Origin of the sequence: Alteribacter salitolerans, from assembly GCF_016901055.1 — a bacterium.
GTDB lineage: Bacteria > Bacillota > Bacilli > Bacillales > Salisediminibacteriaceae > Alteribacter > Alteribacter keqinensis.
On record NZ_JAFEUX010000001.1, the window covers coordinates 297,244 to 314,665 of the forward strand.

Annotated in this window: 13 protein-coding genes; 5 read left to right on the plus strand and 8 right to left on the minus strand. The window is 43.6% G+C overall.

Going from position 1 to position 17,422, the window contains the following annotated elements; genetic code table 11:
- Positions 1-133 precede the first annotated feature (133 nt).
- Both kapB and JSY36_RS01425 read left to right on the plus strand, forming a co-directional pair.
- Positions 134-520 carry a kinase-associated lipoprotein KapB gene (gene kapB, locus JSY36_RS01420; protein ID WP_205164949.1) on the plus strand — a complete coding sequence of 129 codons (387 nt, stop codon included), beginning with the start codon at positions 134-136 and terminating at the stop codon, positions 518-520.
- Positions 521-723: 203 nt separating this feature from the next.
- Entirely contained in the window at positions 724-2,109 is a 1,386-nt protein-coding gene (locus JSY36_RS01425) for a hypothetical protein (RefSeq protein ID WP_236784371.1), read from the plus strand.
- A gap of 84 nt (positions 2,110-2,193) precedes the next feature.
- Here JSY36_RS01425 and JSY36_RS01430 read toward each other — a convergent pair whose 3' ends face one another.
- Entirely contained in the window at positions 2,194-3,240 is a 1,047-nt protein-coding gene (locus tag JSY36_RS01430; protein ID WP_205164950.1) for a peptidoglycan-binding protein, read from the minus strand.
- Positions 3,241-3,521: 281 nt separating this feature from the next.
- Complete coding sequence (locus JSY36_RS01435) at positions 3,522-3,842, minus strand: hypothetical protein (protein WP_336511419.1); 321 nt, start codon at positions 3,840-3,842, stop codon at positions 3,522-3,524.
- Positions 3,843-3,964: 122 nt separating this feature from the next.
- Here JSY36_RS01435 and JSY36_RS01440 point away from each other — a divergent pair, with 122 nt between their 5' ends.
- The 3 genes from JSY36_RS01440 to JSY36_RS01450 are packed head-to-tail and all read left to right on the plus strand — an operon-like array spanning position 3,965 to position 7,646.
- A complete protein-coding gene (locus tag JSY36_RS01440; RefSeq protein WP_236784373.1) occupies positions 3,965-5,449 on the plus strand; it encodes a spore germination protein in 1,485 nt (494 codons plus the stop codon).
- 24 nt (positions 5,450-5,473) lie between these two features.
- The gene (locus JSY36_RS01445; protein ID WP_205164952.1) at positions 5,474-6,580 is read left to right on the plus strand and encodes a GerAB/ArcD/ProY family transporter; all 1,107 of its coding nucleotides are present in this window, start codon (positions 5,474-5,476) and stop codon (positions 6,578-6,580) included.
- Complete coding sequence (locus JSY36_RS01450) at positions 6,558-7,646, plus strand: Ger(x)C family spore germination protein (protein ID WP_205164953.1); 1,089 nt, start codon at positions 6,558-6,560, stop codon at positions 7,644-7,646. Before JSY36_RS01445 ends, JSY36_RS01450 begins: the two co-directional genes overlap by 23 nt.
- A gap of 57 nt (positions 7,647-7,703) precedes the next feature.
- On the opposite strand, the gene JSY36_RS01455 is transcribed toward JSY36_RS01450, so the two are convergent.
- The 6 genes from JSY36_RS01455 to JSY36_RS01480 all read right to left on the minus strand — a co-directional run bounded on the left by JSY36_RS01455 (position 7,704) and on the right by JSY36_RS01480 (position 17,047).
- On the minus strand, positions 7,704-8,708 hold the full coding sequence (locus tag JSY36_RS01455) for an LLM class flavin-dependent oxidoreductase (RefSeq protein WP_205164954.1): 1,005 nt from the start codon (positions 8,706-8,708) through the stop codon (positions 7,704-7,706).
- 195 nt (positions 8,709-8,903) lie between these two features.
- Positions 8,904-10,388: an amidase family protein gene (locus tag JSY36_RS01460; RefSeq protein WP_205164955.1), complete on the minus strand. Its 1,485-nt coding sequence runs from the start codon at positions 10,386-10,388 to the stop codon at positions 8,904-8,906.
- Positions 10,389-10,473: 85 nt separating this feature from the next.
- Positions 10,474-11,487, minus strand: a complete 1,014-nt coding sequence (locus JSY36_RS01465) for a quinone oxidoreductase family protein (protein ID WP_205164956.1) — start codon at positions 11,485-11,487, stop codon at positions 10,474-10,476.
- 19 nt (positions 11,488-11,506) lie between these two features.
- Entirely contained in the window at positions 11,507-11,875 is a 369-nt protein-coding gene (locus JSY36_RS01470; protein ID WP_205164957.1) for a DUF4269 domain-containing protein, read from the minus strand.
- A gap of 370 nt (positions 11,876-12,245) precedes the next feature.
- A complete protein-coding gene (locus JSY36_RS01475) occupies positions 12,246-15,773 on the minus strand; it encodes a YhaN family protein (RefSeq protein ID WP_205164958.1) in 3,528 nt (1,175 codons plus the stop codon).
- A complete protein-coding gene (locus JSY36_RS01480; RefSeq protein ID WP_205164959.1) occupies positions 15,770-17,047 on the minus strand; it encodes a metallophosphoesterase family protein in 1,278 nt (425 codons plus the stop codon). The genes JSY36_RS01475 and JSY36_RS01480 overlap by 4 nt, the downstream gene beginning before the upstream one ends.
- Positions 17,048-17,422 lie beyond the last annotated feature (375 nt).

A 17,422-nucleotide genomic window follows, 5' to 3' on the forward strand; every position in this document is an offset into this window, starting at 1 on the left:
ATTTCCCTCCATATTTTAGGATTTCTTTCGTAGGAGTATAGCAGGAATTTCAACTGTGGCGCTATGAAGCTGTCAGATTATTTGCCTTCTTTTTTCAAACTTGTGTTATTATCAGGGAACGGGAGGGATTAAGATGAATGAAACCTACCAGGTAGGAGAAACCGTTACAGGCTTATATAAAACCGGTAAGTATATTGGTGAAATTACGGAAATTAAACAGGACCGTTATGTATTGAAAATTAAAGCAGTATTAAAGCACCCTAAACAAGGTGACCTTCATAACCCGAACCAGGTCAACGTGCCCTTGTTTCATGAGCGCCGTGCACTGGGGGAAAGGGAAAAAACCAACGTTCCTAAAGCCTATGTAAAACCGTATGAAGGAGAGGTTCCCCCCTACAGAGATTCATTAAAAAAAGCATTACACGAAGAAATGAGCCACCTGGAGGATGAGTCGACGGAATGGAGTCAGAAAGCTCTTGAAAACCTGAAGCGGCTTGAAAAAGACTACTTTGGTTCATAACGTGTAAAGGATGTGTGCAAGGGCCTGTCTGCCTTGATGCATCCTTTTTCTGTTACCCGGCCGGACTGCTTTTAACCCTATGGCTTCATGAATTTCATCTTGCTTGTACTTGAGCATATGCTGCCGGTGTATGTTACCAGTGAGGTCCGGACATTTAAGCACGAGCGGGTTGCTTTAAGTTACTTTAAATCATAGTAAAGGAGATGAAACCAACGTTCTCCTCAAAATCTCTAATGGGGTGGCTGGGTGTACTTGCCTACCTTGCCGCGATCTTATACTTAATTGAACATTTTATTCCAAGCTTTTGGATTTCAATCACATTTAGTTTAATCGGAGCCTTTCTCCTTATCTGTGCTTTTTTCTACATTTCCACGATCAGTCGTATCGTTGTACTTAGTCTTATTTCTGTAGGGAGTTACTGCGTTTATGCAGAACAGTTATCTGTTCAGACTGCTGTTCTGGGCTTTGGGGAAAATCTGAACCTGCTCAGTCTTTTTTTACTTATCCCACTCATCGGAACGTTTATGAGTACTGCGGGTTACCTGAGTGCCCTAAAGGAAAAAGTACAGGAACGGGAACATAAAGGATCTCAGCACCCTTATCGGCTTAGTTATTTTCTGACCGCTTCCATTGGTATATTATTAAACTACGGGTCTATGGCCATCGTAAAACGGATTGCAGAAGAGAGTTTTTCTGCATACAAGGATAAGAAACTGACCCTGAATGTTATGCGGGCTTTCGGTTTTTGTATGATGTGGTCCCCATACTTTGTTAACGTAGGACTGGTTCTCGTATTATTCCAGCTTTCCTGGTTTGATATCGGAGGATATGCTGTCGTTCTTGCTGTTGTGTACCTGATCGTCTCCTGGATTTTTTTCAGGTTCATTTCATTTAAGGACGAAACATTGGTTCAACAGAATGACCGCAACCCTGTAACGTCACAAAACCGCTCGTTAACCCCTTTTTATATATTTTGTGCTGTATTAATCACGCTGTCTTTTTTGCTTGACTACCTTCTTCATGTAAACATGCTCACTGTTGTATCCCTTGTGGCTCTCTTGCTTCCATTTTTATGGGCTGTGATCAACAATCTGGTGAAATCCTACATGCAGGACGTATCCGAGCAGGTGCAGCATACATTTTTGAGGCTGAAAAATGAACTTGCTGTTTTTATCAGCGCCGGTTTTTTCGGTATGGCTCTCTCTCAGACCAGTTTCGGAGGCTACGTTTCTGAAATACTTTTTGATGCTTCTATGGGTTCTGTTTACCTGCTAAGCCTGTTTATTGTGGGGCTTACCATTCTGCTTGCCCAGATTGGCATTCATCCGGTCATTATTATTATAGGTATAGGAAGTTCTCTCACACCTTCCGGATTTGGTGTTTCCCCGGAATTTATGGCGATGCTTTTACTGATTGCATGGACGACCTCAACCCAAATGTCACCCTTTTCCGGGCAGGTCCTGATGGCTTCCAGGTTAATGGATCAGCGTCCGATAACCGTCGTGAGGCAGAATGCGGTGTTTGCTCTAGTACTGGCCTTTTTCCTGACAACCATTTTGTATCTTGCCCTTAAGGCAGGGATTATCTGATAACCATTTACAGTAAAATGAGGGCGGATTAGAAGGTATTATACTTTTTTCCGCCCTTACCAGTTGTTTAATCAAATCAAACGATTAATTCTGAACCGTGATTGTTACTGTTCTGCGTCCAAATTGAATGGCATCTTCCCTGCTTGGCATAAAGATATCAATTTTGTTCCCGCGGATGGCACCGCCTGTATCTCCTGCAATAAACGTTCCATATCCTTCAACATGGACAGTGCTGCCAAGGGGAATGACGGATGGATCAACAGCAATTACCTTTTTATCCGGTTTCGAACGAAGGTCAAGTCCTGTTGCCGTAATACCTGAGCATCCATTACAGTAAGCGGTGTACGCAGTCGCTTCTACCGTCATAGTTTGTCCCTGGCTGGCAGATGTATTGCCTGATCGGTCTGTACCGGAAGAAGATGCATCACTTGTTTCAGCGTTCGCCTGCCCTGATGATTCTGAGCTGCTGCTCTCTGATGAAGAAGATGTGGAGCCTTCTGAATTTGAAGCTGAGCCGCTATTGGCAGAAGAGGATGTGCCAGAGTCTGACGAATTTAATGATGAAGAGGCCTCATTTGAAGATGAGGATGATGAAGGTGAAACAACCGTACCCGGATTGTTTAACGCCTTGTGGAGTTTTCCGTAAGTCTGAGGACCAGCGAGACCATCAACAAGAATTCCGTTTTCCTGTTGAAGAGTTTTAACGGAGCGGTGTGTAACGGGACCAAATTCCCCGTCCAATTTTCCTGTATAAATTCCAAGTGCAGCAAGGTCTTCCTGAAGTGCGAGTACAACCTGTCCCTCATCACCTTGTCTCAGGACCTGAAGTGCGCCTAAAGTCTGAGGGCCTGCCACACCATCGGTTAAGAGGCTGTGCTCTTTTTGAAAAGACATAACAGCGTTACGTGTAGCCTGATCATACGTACCTTCCTGTACCTCACTCTCTATGTATCCTCTTTCACTCAACAACTCCTGAAGCATACTGACCTGTTCATGACTTTTACCTTCGTGCAGAAGCTTATCTCCTAAAAGCGATTCTGCTTGAGTTTCACCGATACTGATTAAGAAAAATGATGCAAATGCCAAAACCATCATTGCAACCCTTTTCCCCGTTAATAAGGTAAATTCCATTACTGTTCGCCCTCCTTCGTAAGTATAAGACCACAATATAACAAAAGTTGGACGAATAGAATCATATTAGAACGAGTTTAATGAAACTGAAATACTCCTGTAACCCTTATGTGACAAGGGTTGTAAGCTTCTACACCACTCGACGGGAAACGCCGGGATACTCCAGTATCCTCCTTTTAATTCAGGTTTTTTACTTTTTAAATATACTTTTATGATGAAACAAGAGGAGGCTTGTTCACTTTAGAACACAGCCTCCTCTTTTCCTTCTTCTTTCGACACGGTTATTCATTTAAGTGAATTTCCTCAATGGCCTGCTTCGTTTCCGGTGTTCCCAGGTCATAAATAGCTTGAAACACCTCGGAAAGTCCTTCCTGATATTCTCTTCTGTCATGGTCAGCAAAATCATCATCAAAGTGGCGAAAAGTGAGCAGATTTCTTTCATCGGAATCATGTGCCTGTGTAACCGTAAGGAGGTCCTGAAGTTCCTCTATTTCCTCCTCTGAAGCCTCTATTTCATACTGATACCCCGATTCGGGTACTTTTATTTCACTGATAAAGTCCATGCTCGCAGGATTTAAGTTAATGTAATACGTTTTTTTCACCTGTTATCCATCCTTTCTTGTTGTCGTTATCATGCCCTGAACATTGGGTTTCTAAGAATATTCTCTGCTTATTTCAGTCATAATACCCGTAGTGTGTGATGAATTTTTGGAGGGGTGGATCTATGGTACAGAAACCGGAGGATCAGAATAATAAAGTCACCGATCTCCCTTCCTTATTATCCGAGCTTGGGGAGTCGGCTGACTTTACCAGTGAAGTCATTCAGATTAATAATTCGAAAGTACACTTGTACTATTTCAAAACCCTGGTAGACCTGTCTCTTATGAAAAAAGACTTTCTGCCGAATTTAAAAAAAGCTGAATCTCCATCCCTGTATGATATCAATCTGTCACTTCCATTTGATCAGATCCAGGCCACTTCTGATCTTGAAATAATTGAGACGAAGCTGCTCACAGGGTTTGTTCTTATTCTTACTCCATCTTCTTTACAGGAGTGTTTACTTGTTCCCCTTGAAAATGGAAATTTAAGAGACATTACTGTTCCCGAAGTGGAATTCAGTGTAATCGGCCCTAAGCAGGCATTCATTGAAGATTTAAAAACGAACATTCAGCTTATTCGAAACCGTCTGCCGATCAGACAGTTCCGCATGATTGAACTGGAAGTCGGAACCCTTACTAAAACTAAAGTTGCTCTTCTGTATCTTGATGGCATTGCAGACGAAGAAAATGTGAACACGATGAGGCAGCGGATTGAGGATGTTGATTTTGATCATATCGATGACAGCTCCTACTTAAACCAGATGATTGAAGACAGCACCCTTTCTCCCTTTCCCCAGCTCATCGATACAGAACGGCCCGACCGGGTGGCTGCTGTATTGTCAGAAGGGAAAGTGGCTGTACTCGTTCATGGATCACCTACTGCTATCACAGGGCCGACAACCTTTATTGAGTTTTTCTCAGCGTTTGATGACTATTTTTCAAGGTGGCACGTGTCATCCATCATCCGGATAATCAGACTTTTTGCTGTGGCGTTTTCTATCTTTGCCACAGCCATATATGTTGCTGTTCTTACCTATCACTCACAGTTAATACCCAGAGATCTGCTGGCGACGTTAATTCAATCAAGAGAAGCGATTCCTTTTCCCCCTATTATAGAAGCTGTTTTTCTGGAGTTGACGATTGAGCTTTTACGCGAGGCCGGTGCAAGGCTCCCTACAAAAGTCGGACAAACCATTGGTATCGTTGGAGGAATTGTCATTGGTACCGCGGCAGTTGAAGCAGGGCTTACGAGTAATATTCTGTTGATCATCGTCGCACTGGCTGCTCTCGCCTCCTTTACAACGCCCATTTACAGGATTGGTAATACCATCCGTCTTCTTCGCTTCCCTTTTCTTTTCCTGGCCCAGCTGTGGGGCCTGATCGGGGTTTTTATCGGCATCGGTTTTTTAATCGTTCACCTTCTTGGCCTTACATCCCTTGGCAGACCTTACTTGGAACCGATTTTTCCGCCGCGGCTTGCAGATTTTAAAGACTCGGTAATCAGGCTCCCTTTCAGTTTACAATCTGAACGTCCTACGCAGATGAGACCGGGAAAAACGAAGCGGTTTAATGAAAAAAATGCGAAAAGAAAACACGACATCGATGAATAAACAGGAAAGGAGAGATCAGTTCACATGCAAACAAAGATTCCCGAACGGAACCTCATCTCTCCTTTTTTAGTTATGTTCCTGATCAATGCCATGCAGGTAGGTGTTGGTGTGCTTGGCTTTCCCCGGTATATAGCAAAAGACATGGAATACGATGGGTGGATTGCTGTCATAATCTCAGGACTGATTACCTCTGCGATGATCTGGGTTATTTATGACATTCTAAAGCGTGGGAACGGGGATGTTGTGTCTATTAATAAACAGGTCTTCGGAAAATGGATCGGTGGCCTGTTCACTTTTTTGCTTCTTACTTATTTGCTCAGTGTTACTCTCGTCGTACTGCGGACGTTTACAGAAGTGATACAGGTGTGGATTTTTCCAAATCTCAGTACTTGGTCTATTACAGCAGTTTACTGCATCCTTGCCTACTACTGCATTGCAAAAGGGTTCAGAGTGGTAACAGGGGTTTGTTTTTTCGGGGTCATCCTGTCACTCATTACTTATTTCAGTCTGATCGGTCCCCTAGAATTTATGGAAATACGTAATCTTCTCCCTCTGTTTGATGCGTCATTAAAAGATTACCTGCCGGGAATCAAGACCATGGTCCTGAGTTATCTGGGAATTAAAATGCTTTTTATTTATTATCCATTTATAAAGAAGCCGGAAACAAGCCTTAAATGGGCTCTCGCCGGTAATTTTTTGACTATTTTCATGTACCTTCTTGTCTCTTTTGCAGCTTTTATCTATTTCAGCCCTAAACAGCTGAGTCTGACAATCTGGCCTCTTCTGACAATGTGGCAGATTATCGAGCTTCCCTTTCTTGAGCGCTTTGAATACCTCGCTATACCTATATGGGGTCTTGTGGTTCTGCCGAATATATGTCTCGGACTGTGGGCTACAAGCCGCGGGTATAAGCTGTTGTTTTCAATTAATCAGCATCAGACACTCATTTTACTTCTCATGATCCTTTTCTGTGCCAGTATTGTATTCGAGACGCGACAGGGAATCGACCAGTTGAATACGGTCGTTTCGGAAATCGGCTTTTACTTCACCTATGTTTACATTCCTTTTTTGTGGGTTGCACAGAAAATCCGGTTGAAAGGGGCTCAACATGACGTTTCAAAAAGTGGGTAGTTTCATTATTTATGCATTGTTACTTTCGGGCTGTGTCCCGACAGAAGTCATTGATGAACTGCAGCTGATTCATACCTCGGGGTTTGATTATATTGATGAAGATGTAACCCAGGTGACAGTGAGTATACCAAAATATATCGGCACAGATCAGGATACATCAACAAACATTCAAGGTGAAACCATCACCGCCACCGGCACCACCGCCAAGGATGTACGGGCCAAAATGGATAGCAAATCGCCTAAAACACTTGAAAATAGTAAATTATCTTCAGTCGTTTACAATAAGGAACTTGCAGAAAAAGGAATCTATGAATTAATTGATACTTACTCAAGAGACCCCTCTGTCGGTCAGAGAATGCTCCTGATGGTTTATGAAGGAAGTACAAAAGCGTTACTTGAGTCCCATCTCTCGATTGAGCCTGAAATTTCACGCTATATTTCAGAACTAATCGAGCAGAATACGCACCATACAGATTTACCGAAAACCAACATTCATGTCTTTCTTTACCGGTATCACCAGGACGGGATGGATGCCTTTCTTCCCTACCTCGGAATGAGTGAGGATAAGCTCCAGGTGAAAGGTCTTGCTATATTTAAAGATGACAAAATGGTAACGACAATATCAATGAGAGAATCTTTTTTATTTAAGGTATTGATCGAATCATTCAACATGGGAACATTTGAGATAAAATTAAAAGAAGAAGAATACGCCACGCTTATGAATCTGAATGCCAAAACGAGGTATAAGCTCGACTATGAGTCAGGAAAGCCGGTTCTGACTGCAAAGGTAACAGCTAATGGGGCTTTAAATGAGTATTCCGGTGAAAGATTGGATGAAAGAAAGATTAATGAATTTGAAGGTGAATTAACAAAGCAGCTAAAAGCGGAGATTGAAGCCTTAATTAAAAAGTTTCAGGATTTAGATGTGGATCCCCTGGGGCTGGGTTTTCAAGTAAAGACGAGAACAAGAGGCTGGGACGCTGAGGAATGGTCAAAAACGTATCCCGACCTTAAAGTGAATGTAGAAGTGAATACAACCATCACACACGGTGGTATCAGTGAATAACCCAGGCACATGATGAGGTCTCAATTAAGCCCCATGATGTGCCTTTTTTCATTTTTTTCATCCTGAATCGTGTATGTTTTTTACAATTTCAAATGAACGTAACCGTTCTTTGTGATCATAAATTTGTGAGTGTATCATCATCTCGTCTGCCTGAGTCTCGTTAAGAAACACCTGCAGCTTTTCCTGGACAGTGTCAGGGCTGCCTGTAATTGAGGATCCGAGTTGTCTTTCAATCGCTTCTCTCTCGTGAGGAAGGCAGAATGCATTAATATCATCTACCGGGGGCTTTAATGGACCTGGTTTTCCTCTTATAAGCTCAAGAAACTGCTGTTGCTGGGAAGTTGCAAGGAACATCGCCTTTTCATCGTTATCCGATGCAATCACATTGACACCTACCATCGCATATGGCTTTTCAAGAACGTCAGAAGGCTGAAATGTATCTCGGTATAATTCAAGTGCCGGCAGCGTATTGTCCGGGGCGAAATGACTTGCAAAGGCAAAGGGGAGTCCAAGCTCACCTGCCAGGCGGGCACTGAAACCACTTGATCCCAGAAGCCACACCGGAATGTTTGTTCCTTCACCCGGAATAGCACGTACACCTTCCCTTTGCCCCGGCTTCAGGTAATACATCAGCTCCTCCAGCATTTGAGGAAATTCCATTCCCCCTTTTTGATCCCTTTGAAGAGCTCGGCTTGTCTGAAAGTCAGTACCCGGTGCGCGCCCCAGTCCAAGATCAATCCGTCCCGGATAAAGGTGCTCAAGCGTTCCAAACTGCTCTGCAATGACAAGTGGGGCATGGTTTGGAAGCATGATTCCTCCTGAGCCGACTCTGATTGAGGTTGTTTTTTCTGCTACATGCCCAATAAGAACCGATGTTGCGGAGCTGGCAATTCCCGGCATATTGTGATGTTCTGCAAGCCAGTATCTGTGATAACCGAGAGCCTCGGAGTGCCGGGCAAGGTCAATAGTATTTTCAAATGTGTTACTGACAGTACCATTTTCAAGTATCGGTGCTAAATCAAGTACTGAAAAACGGATATCTTTAAGCTGTTTCCTTTCCATCCCCTGACCCTCCTCAGTTGATTGAATGTACATCAGATTATATGCTCCTGTATCACCTTAGTCAAAACGAATGCTCAAATCCAATGATATGCATTACAAAGTACCCTGGCCATCTGTCTGGGAAATGTGAAAACAATCAAGAATTAACAGGGGCTGCCCCGCTCATTCCTGATGGTTAATATTCTGCAGTTCAGTTTACTTATTCAGTTCCTGAGCCCATAACGGGGACTGTTCCAATGCTCCCGCAAGTCTGAGTAATTTATCCTCCCGCCCTTTCATAGCCATTGCTTGTACGCCAACAGGCATGCCCAGGATGGTTTTATGAACAGGAATGCTGATTGCCGGCTGTCCTGTGAGGTTAGCCAGCTGAGTAAAAGGAGTGTACGTTAAACTGGGAAGGAACATCTCATAAATCAGTTCCTGCTGTCCTTTATAATCCAGTGATTGAACGTTTTCAATGAGGCTTCCACAGCTTTCTGCAGAATGTGTCAGCTCTCCTATCTCCGGTGCTGAAAAAGCGGTAGCAGGTGTGATGTAATAATCAAATTTATTGTGATATTCTACCGTTTTCAGGGCTGCCGTATCCCACGCGGCCAGACTTTTTGTAAAGTCTGCAGCGGAAACTTTTTTCCCTGCTTCTCCTAAAATCCATGACTCTATTTCCATATCTTCTGCAGCCAGTTTCCGGTTGAGAGATTGTTCAAAGGTTTGAATCAGTCCGGCCATTTCACCTGCATTCATTATATAATACTGCTCCATCAGGGCAGTTCCGTCGATATCCGGGGCATGTTCTTCAACAGCAACACCCTGCTCTTCAAGCCATCTGATTGTTTTTAACACCGCTTCCTTCGCATCTTCTGAAACTGGCGTACCTACTGGTGAACATAAGGAAAACCCGACTCTCCAATTCTTGTCGATCCCCTTATTCAACTCTGTAATATAACTGCCTTGAAACAAAGGTGTCTGAAAAGCTGCTTCAGGCTGAACAACCTGGAGAAGATCGAGCATCCCTGCACTGTCCCTTACTGAACGGCTGAGCACAAAATCAATGGCCGCCCCCTGCCACTGCCTTCCTGCGCCAGGTCCTACAGGCGTTCTTCCTCTTGTAGGTTTCAATCCCACCAGGCCGGTAAAAGAAGCAGGAATGCGGATGGAGCCTCCCCCGTCACTTGCACCGGCTACGGGAACGATACCACCGGCCACAGCTGCCGCAGATCCGCCACTTGAGCCGCCTGCAGAGTAACGGTGATCAGCAGGATTTCTCGTAGGGCCATACATGACCGGTTCACTGATATTTTTCAATCCGAATTCCGGAGTATTTGTTGATCCTAAAAAGACAGATCCTCCATTTCTGAGTTTTGCTACGAGGTTTGAATCCGACTTCGCAATTGTTGACTGGAGGAGACGGGAACTCCCGGTGAGAGGTTCACCTTTTATGGCTTGCGAGAGATTTTTCACCAATAAAGGAACGCCTGAAAATGGTCCCTGATCCGGGTTTACTTTTTTGGCATCTTCCAACGCTTTTTCGTATCTTGTGTGCACAACAGCATTCAAGATATTATTAACTTCAAGAAGGCGGTCATAAGAAGCTTTGACCAGCTCAACAGCACTCACTTCTTTTTTTTGTACAAGTTCTGCAAGATCAGTAGCATCGAGCTTTCTGTAGATTTTACTATTCAACACATTCACCCCGTATTGGTATCGGCTTACCGGTACGTCTTATAAAGCTGATTTCGTATAGACACTCCTTTTAAAACCATTAGTGTTATATTGTTGAGTCTATTTCCAATGTGATTTTTCCGTAGTGCTTACCTGATTCCATGTACAATTGTGCTTCTGCGGCCGCTTCCAGAGGAAATGACCGGTCAAGAACCGGACGGATTTTGTGATTTGAAAAGAATGCCAGCATCTCTTCAAAATCCTGAGGGCTTCCCATTGTTGTTCCCTTCAAATCGAGGTGCTTAAAGAACAATTTAGGAAGAAGAAAACTTGGAACAGGTCCTGTAGTCGCTCCAAAATTTACAATTCTTCCTCCGGGCCTGGCAAGGGAAATTAAATCCATGAATGATTCTCCCCCTACGCCGTCAATGGATAAATCCGCCGAGCCCATCATTTCTCTCAGCGATTTTACATAGCCATCTTTTTTGTAATTGACACCATCTTCAGCTCCAAGGTCTTTTGCTTTTTCAATTTTTTCATCGCTGCCGGAGGTGATAAACACTCTCGCTCCTTTCGCTTTAGCAATCTGCAGGGCAAACAAGGCAACGCCGCTGCCGATACCTGGAATTAGCACTGTTTCCCCCTCTTGCACGTTTCCTCTTGTCACAACAGCACGATAGGCCGTAACTGCGGCAAGAGGCAATGCAGCTGCCTCCTGAAACGTAAGATATTCCGGTTTTTTGTATATGTTTTCAACGGGAACTTTAACGAATTCTGCATAGGTACCATTAGAAGGCATCCCTAAAATGTTGAATTGCGGACTGTTTACGTGAGGGTTATCTCCCCAGTTGAGTCCCGGGTTAATGAGAACCTCGTCACCTTTCTTCACTCCACCTGCACGATCCCCTGTTTCTGCTACAACCCCGGAACCGTCTGCTCCAAGTACAGATGGAAGTTTTATACCGGGATACAGACCGTGAGTGATAAAAACATCTCTTCGGTTCAGTGACGCATGCTTAAGCCGGATCAGCACTTCACCCTCTGCGGGCTTTGGCTTTTCAACTTCCTGATACGCAAGCTGATTCGGATCTCCCGTTTCATTTAATACAATTGCTTTCATCGTTAGCCTCCTCACCGTTTTACCTGATTAACCCCCGGCTTTTACCGTAGTTTAAAAGCTCGGTATAAGGGTCTTTTTTACTTAATCCCAACACCTTGCAGAAGGCAGCCTCTGTCCTCAGACCGTTGGCTTTAAGCTTTCTGATTTCGTTTTTCATATCCGGATTTTCATTTAATAGTGCCTGTTCGACCAGCATGTGAAGATATGCGTTTTGCCTGGTTACAGGAACATCCTGACCAAAAAGTTCAAATTCAAATCCTGAATAAAAAAAATTAGCTTTACTAAAGGGAGTATCTCGGTTCGATGAATGTTTAATTCGGAAACCTGCCAAATGACCAAAGGTGTCTTTCACCTGATTTTCCCATTGAGCAAAATCTGAAACTTCCATAATAATATCAAGGTCCGAGTTTTCAATCTGAATTCAATTGGAATGGTACTGCAGAAAAGTGGATTAAAAGAACTGAAATCCTCCATAATCTTAAGCTGCATGATCGCTTCACAGGCCTTCTCCTGCAATGGAGTGCCTGTTTTAAGGTGATCGAGCGTCCTTAACATTGTATGATCCCCCTCTTCAACTTTTTTGCAAGAAGACCGTAAAGAGCTGTAAACAAAACTGTTCGTGTTGCTTTGCCTTAGGCTTAAGTGAAGCAGGTACACAGAAGCCTGGACAGTGTACCGTTATGGAAAAGGAGGCGAGAATCCGGTGGATCCCCGCCTCCTTTTTTATAGAATACCTTTATCGGACCATTAAATCGTCCTTAAAATAAACCGGCCGAGACCGTCGTTTCCAGTCTTGTCATCTGATACTGCTGATCAGAGTCTGCTTCTTTCATCAGGGATTCAAGCCGTGAGTGGTGCGTAAAAAAGATAACCTGCGTCAAACGGGATAATTCCAGTAAGATACGAAGGGTTTCTCTCGCCCGGTCATCATCAAAATGGACCAGAATATCATCCAATACAAAAGGAACCGGTTCATTTTCAGCTGCGAATCTCTCAATACTTGCAATACGCAAAGCCAGATAAAGCTGATCCGTGGTACCGTCACTCATTCCTGAAACAGGAACAGTATCAGTCTGGCGAAGTCCCATAAGAACAGGCTGATCTTTTTCATCAAATTCTACGACTATACCGTCGAAATGATCAAGAGTGAGCCTTTTAAAGATTTCGCTTGCTCTTTTTACGATCGGGCTTTGGTTTTGTTCTCTGTAATAGTCAATTCCTTTTCTGAGAAGAACAGAAGCAAGCTTTTGGTTAATATAATCGTCGGTATCTCTCGCAATTTTTGAGAGAATACTCTGTTTCTCACTTTCTGCTTTAACAGATCGGTCATTGGTGCCTTGAATTTTTTCCTGGTACTCCTTCTTATTAACTCCATGTATCTGGAGGACTTCTGATTTTTGATCTTCAAGTTCTTTTACCTGTTTTTCAAGGTTACTCTTTTCGAGTGCAAGGGAATCAGCATCCGTCTCCGCCGCTTCAGCCAGTAATTCTTCAAGAGTCTGGCCTGCACCGATGGCAAGGAGCTGCTCTTCGGCAGAGGTGATTTTCTGAAACAATTCCTGCGCCTCCTTAAACTTCGATTCAGCTTCCACCAGTTCACTTAACGTTTCACAGCCGGCTTTAATCATCAGCTCGTTTAACACGTGTTCTGCCTCTTTTTCTGCACGAACGGCAGCCTCTTTCTCTGTACCGGCCTCCTGGATCTTCTTTTTAAGTTCCAAAACCGTTCTGCGGTCTTCTTTCGTTTTTTGGAGCAGTTCATACAAAGAAGTTACAGCCGTGTCCATAGCACGGGGTTTAAGAGTTGAAACCACTTCCTGATCAATGCGTCTGACATCTTCTTCAAAACCGCTGACTCTCGTTTCCATTGCGTCTTTGCTGCGCTTTATCTTTAAGTACTCGTCATAGCTTGTGACACAGCTATCATAATTTTCCAGTAAATCTTTCACAACAGAAGCTGGAGTTGCTGAAGTTACAGGGAGACCTTCTATCGCGCTCTGCCATTCTTCTCCCCACTCCTTAACATCATCCTCTGTTCTTCTTTTTTTCTTAAGGACAGCCTCATACTGCTCCTGTTTCTGTTTATATTTATCTCTTAGTACATCTTTTCTTGTACGCTGCTCTGAGAAACATTTTTTTACTCTCAGTGCCTGGTTGACCAATTCGCCGAGGGAACGTTGTGTATCTGTGTTCTCCAACTCAGAAAGTGTTTTAATAAGCGACTCCTTCAGCGTTTGATAGGTGTGTTCCAAATCAGTGTAATGAGCATTCGCTGTTTCAAGCTGTTCATGATGAGCCATGACCTGTTCATAACGGTTAAGCCACTCGAGCATTTCTTCCGGTGTACCCGGGTTGACAGAGGTAGTCAGCCAGTAATCATTCCAGTCTTCCTTCCAGGTTGTTAAATCCGTATTCAGATTTTCCAATTCTGATGTCAGTGACTCCAGTTTCTCAATGCTGGACTGCTTATCTGCAAGCAGTTTGTTTTTCTCTCCTACTTTTTCAGCTTCCCGCCTCATCACATCTGTAAGTTCATCGGCTTTTTTCATACTGTTCTCAAAGGCAAGTTCGAGAGGGAGTCCCTTTGAAAACGCTTCGATCTCATTTATTTCATTCCGGCGCTCATTGAGCTGGTTGCGGATCAGCATCCATCCGGTATTACGAAACATCCTTTCCTTTTGAAGCTCCGATTCTGTAGGAACATCCGCCAAGGCATCAAGTGACCTCAGACTCGCTTCAAGGTCCGCTATGGCTGCTTTTTCCTCTTCCTGTTTTTCAAAAGTTTTTTCCTGTATTGATTTAAGGTCTCTTCTTACTTTCTCGAACTGCTTAATCGTTTCTCTCATTGCTGGAATTGGCTGCCCAATAAGGTCTTCATATGAACCTTCCCAGAACGAAAGAGAGCGGAAAGTGTGGGCACATTTGATTTTCAAGCTTTCAATTTCGAGTTTTTTCTGTTTCAATCGTTCATCAACATCTCCGTGCTTCTGGACAGATTCGAGAACATATTCCAGTTCTTCACTCTCCGGAATGTCATCGAACGCTCTAAGTTCAGACTTAAGTTCATTAACTTCTCTGTCCAGCGATTCAGCATCAGAGGACGTGCTTCTTAGGTTCTGGTCAAGCAACGGTTTTTCGTCTGCCAGTGATAACAGCCTCTTCCTCTTCTCCGCACTCAGCCTCAGGGACTCTGCATCAGTTAAAGAAGTGTAGTTGCGGTCAATAGTTTTAAGGGCTGCATATACGGAGTTTTGAAGGCTTTCCATTTCGCCTTCAAGGCGGGGAAGCTCGTTTACATCCTGAATATAACCATTGACGCCCCTGTAAAGGGACGTAATTTCAGCTTCCTGTTCGAGAATATGTTCCGGTATATGGAGGCTGTCGAGCCGGTCTTTGTACCTTTTTAACAATTGATCGGTTACTTTTAATCTTTCAGAAGAAGACTCTGCTAGTTTCTCGTTTTCCTTGCGCAGTTCACGGCCTTCTTCCGGCAGATTAGGCAGTTTTCCCAGTCGCTCTCTCTTTTTTTCAAGTTCATTTCTAAGTGCAATTTTAGGTAAGGTTTTTTCGATTCTCTCAATCTTTTGCAACTCACGGCCGAGGATGTTTATTTCTTCAGTAAGACGGTCGATTTCTCTTTTCCCGTCTTCATACTTGCGCTCAAGGTCTTTCCAGTCCTGCAGTTTAAGCTGGTTTTCTGCGATTTCCTTTGAGATTTCCTTTTCTTTTCGGAGACTCTGGTTAATTTCTCTCGTGGATCCGCCCTTCACATACAATTTCCCCGCATGGTCTTCAATATCTTTAAGAACATCCCGAAGCATACTGATACCTGAAGCTGCTGAAAAGATACTTTCTCCCGCGTTTCCATCACTTTGAAGCAGACTCTCTCCGCCTTCCCGGAGACGTACGTGATCCAAAGCAAAGATATTAAGGAAATGATCCTGGGTTAACCCATCATAAAATCGGCTCACAAATTTTTCATCAATAGGATTCTGATTCAGATCCAGAACCGTGTTCTTACGTCCTTTCCGACGCATAAACCTCAGCGTTTCACCGTCTTTTCTGGAAAGCTGCCCTTCAATGAGAAGCTTTTTATTATCATGTAAAAACGAATCTGCCGTCTGTTGCGGAAAGCCGTAAAGGAAATTGGCAACAGACCGGAGAATGGTACTTTTCCCCGCTTCATTAGGTCCATAAATAAAATGAAAGTTTTTATCCTTTTCGAATGGAAGGTCAAAGTCAGTAAAGTGTCCGAACGCTTTTAATGTGAGATAATCAAACCTCATGAGGACTGCACCTCCGCTCTTTTAGTCAGGTGGTGAAGAATCAGATCTTCAATATCATCAAGCCTGTCAGTTATCAGTTCAGTAGTGGCAAAATCCAGTCCGTCTTTTCCTGTTTTCAGTTCCTGCGGGAGTACTTTTTGAATATCGTTTAATTCATTCAGCAGTTCCTTCAACGCTTCTTGATCTTCGGCGATATGATCAAGATAGCCGAGGATACTGCTGATTGGTGAATGCTGTTGTTTTAATTCTTCTATATCAACAATTCTTTTTGTATCAATTTTCACCTTTTCAACCCATACGTCACCAAAACCTGTATCAAGTGCAACTGAACGTATATTGTTCATAACGTGCTCTCTATTTACAATCATTTCCTGATGAACATTGGTTGTCCCTGTGAGAACCACCCTGACTGCGAGGAATCTTCCATTATGCTCGTCCTGGATTTCCTGAAGATTGGTACGTACAATTTCAATAACATCATCAAACGATTCCGTTCCGCTCACATCCGCAGAGCACAGGCACCACCTTACTACATCGAGCGAGCGGTGCTCCATTTCCTGTACCTGATTATTTTTAACATGCACCAGGGTACAGCCTTTATCACCGGTTTCTCTTATGTGACGCCCCTGAATGTTTCCGGGAAAAAGCACCACAGGTTCCTGTGCATGCAAAAGCTCCCTTTGATGAATATGCCCGAGGGCCCAGTAATCATATTGTTTTTTCAAAAGATCATCCAGCTGGCACGGCGCATAATTTTCATGTCCTTCCCGCCCCGTTGCACTTGTATGTAACAAGCCGATATTAAAATAACCGTCTTTACTTTCAGGGTAAGAAGCAGCCAGATTGTCAGTGACGGCTCTTGTTGAAAATCCTCGGCCGTGAATGGCTGTGTTTAAGTGCTCGATGGTTACTGTGGAGGGTTTATCTACTGGAAATTCTACTACATTTTCAGGCAGGGCAAGCTCTTTGGTAATGAGGCTCTGGGCATCGTGGTTTCCCCTTATCACATACACTGGAATGTTTTCTTTTTGAAGACGGCTCATTTGGCTTGCAAAAAACAATCCGGTGTTATAATCCTTCCAGTCTCCGTCGTACAGATCACCCGAAATCACAATAAAAGACACCTTTTCTTTTATTGAAAGATCAACAAGGTTCTTTAAAGCTTCCCTTGTTGCGTTCCGGATTCGATCAACAGGGGCACCATCGTACTTTTCCAATCCCCTCAGCGGACTGTCCAAATGAATATCAGCAGCATGGATAAAGCTGTAATCCATGACTATCCCTCCTTTTAAAAGTTTTCTTAAATTCTATTATCCTTTTAATTACCAGATTGTTCAACAAAAACAAAGACATGATTACAGACAACTAACTGCACTTTATAGGAAGTTGCATTAAAATTTTCGATGTTCTAAGCTTCGTTGAACGGAATACGCTCCCTTTCCAAGGCCTCGCGCCTAGCTACTTAGATTAAATAGACTCAGAAAAACCAGGTGTTGATTTGTGCTCATTGCACTTTCCACGGGCGGTTCGGACTCCTCGGTATACTGCTTCTTCCTCTGCCAGCTATGCTCTGAAGTGGTCTGCGTGCAACTCGCAGTTTATTCATGAAGCAGAGCTCGTGCCTGCGGGTCTCCCCAGAATTCGCTTTA

Excerpts from the sequence above, each read along its gene's own strand:
- JSY36_RS01455 (WP_205164954.1), bottom strand. The coding sequence starts at position 8,708 with ATGGAAAGGAAACAGCTTAAAGATATCCGTTTTTCAGTACTTGATTTA.
- JSY36_RS01440 (WP_236784373.1), top strand. The coding sequence starts at position 3,965 with ATGGTACAGAAACCGGAGGATCAGAATAATAAAGTCACCGATCTCCCT.
- JSY36_RS01445 (WP_205164952.1), top strand. The coding sequence starts at position 5,474 with ATGCAAACAAAGATTCCCGAACGGAACCTCATCTCTCCTTTTTTAGTT.
- JSY36_RS01450 (WP_205164953.1), top strand. The coding sequence starts at position 6,558 with ATGACGTTTCAAAAAGTGGGTAGTTTCATTATTTATGCATTGTTACTT.
- JSY36_RS01465 (WP_205164956.1), bottom strand. The coding sequence starts at position 11,487 with ATGAAAGCAATTGTATTAAATGAAACGGGAGATCCGAATCAGCTTGCG.
- JSY36_RS01430 (WP_205164950.1), bottom strand. The coding sequence starts at position 3,240 with ATGGAATTTACCTTATTAACGGGGAAAAGGGTTGCAATGATGGTTTTG.
- JSY36_RS01470 (WP_205164957.1), bottom strand. The coding sequence starts at position 11,875 with ATGGAAGTTTCAGATTTTGCTCAATGGGAAAATCAGGTGAAAGACACC.
- JSY36_RS01475 (WP_205164958.1), bottom strand. The coding sequence starts at position 15,773 with ATGAGGTTTGATTATCTCACATTAAAAGCGTTCGGACACTTTACTGAC.
- kapB (WP_205164949.1), top strand. The coding sequence starts at position 134 with ATGAATGAAACCTACCAGGTAGGAGAAACCGTTACAGGCTTATATAAA.
- JSY36_RS01425 (WP_236784371.1), top strand. The coding sequence starts at position 724 with ATGAAACCAACGTTCTCCTCAAAATCTCTAATGGGGTGGCTGGGTGTA.
- JSY36_RS01480 (WP_205164959.1), bottom strand. The coding sequence starts at position 17,047 with ATGGATTACAGCTTTATCCATGCTGCTGATATTCATTTGGACAGTCCG.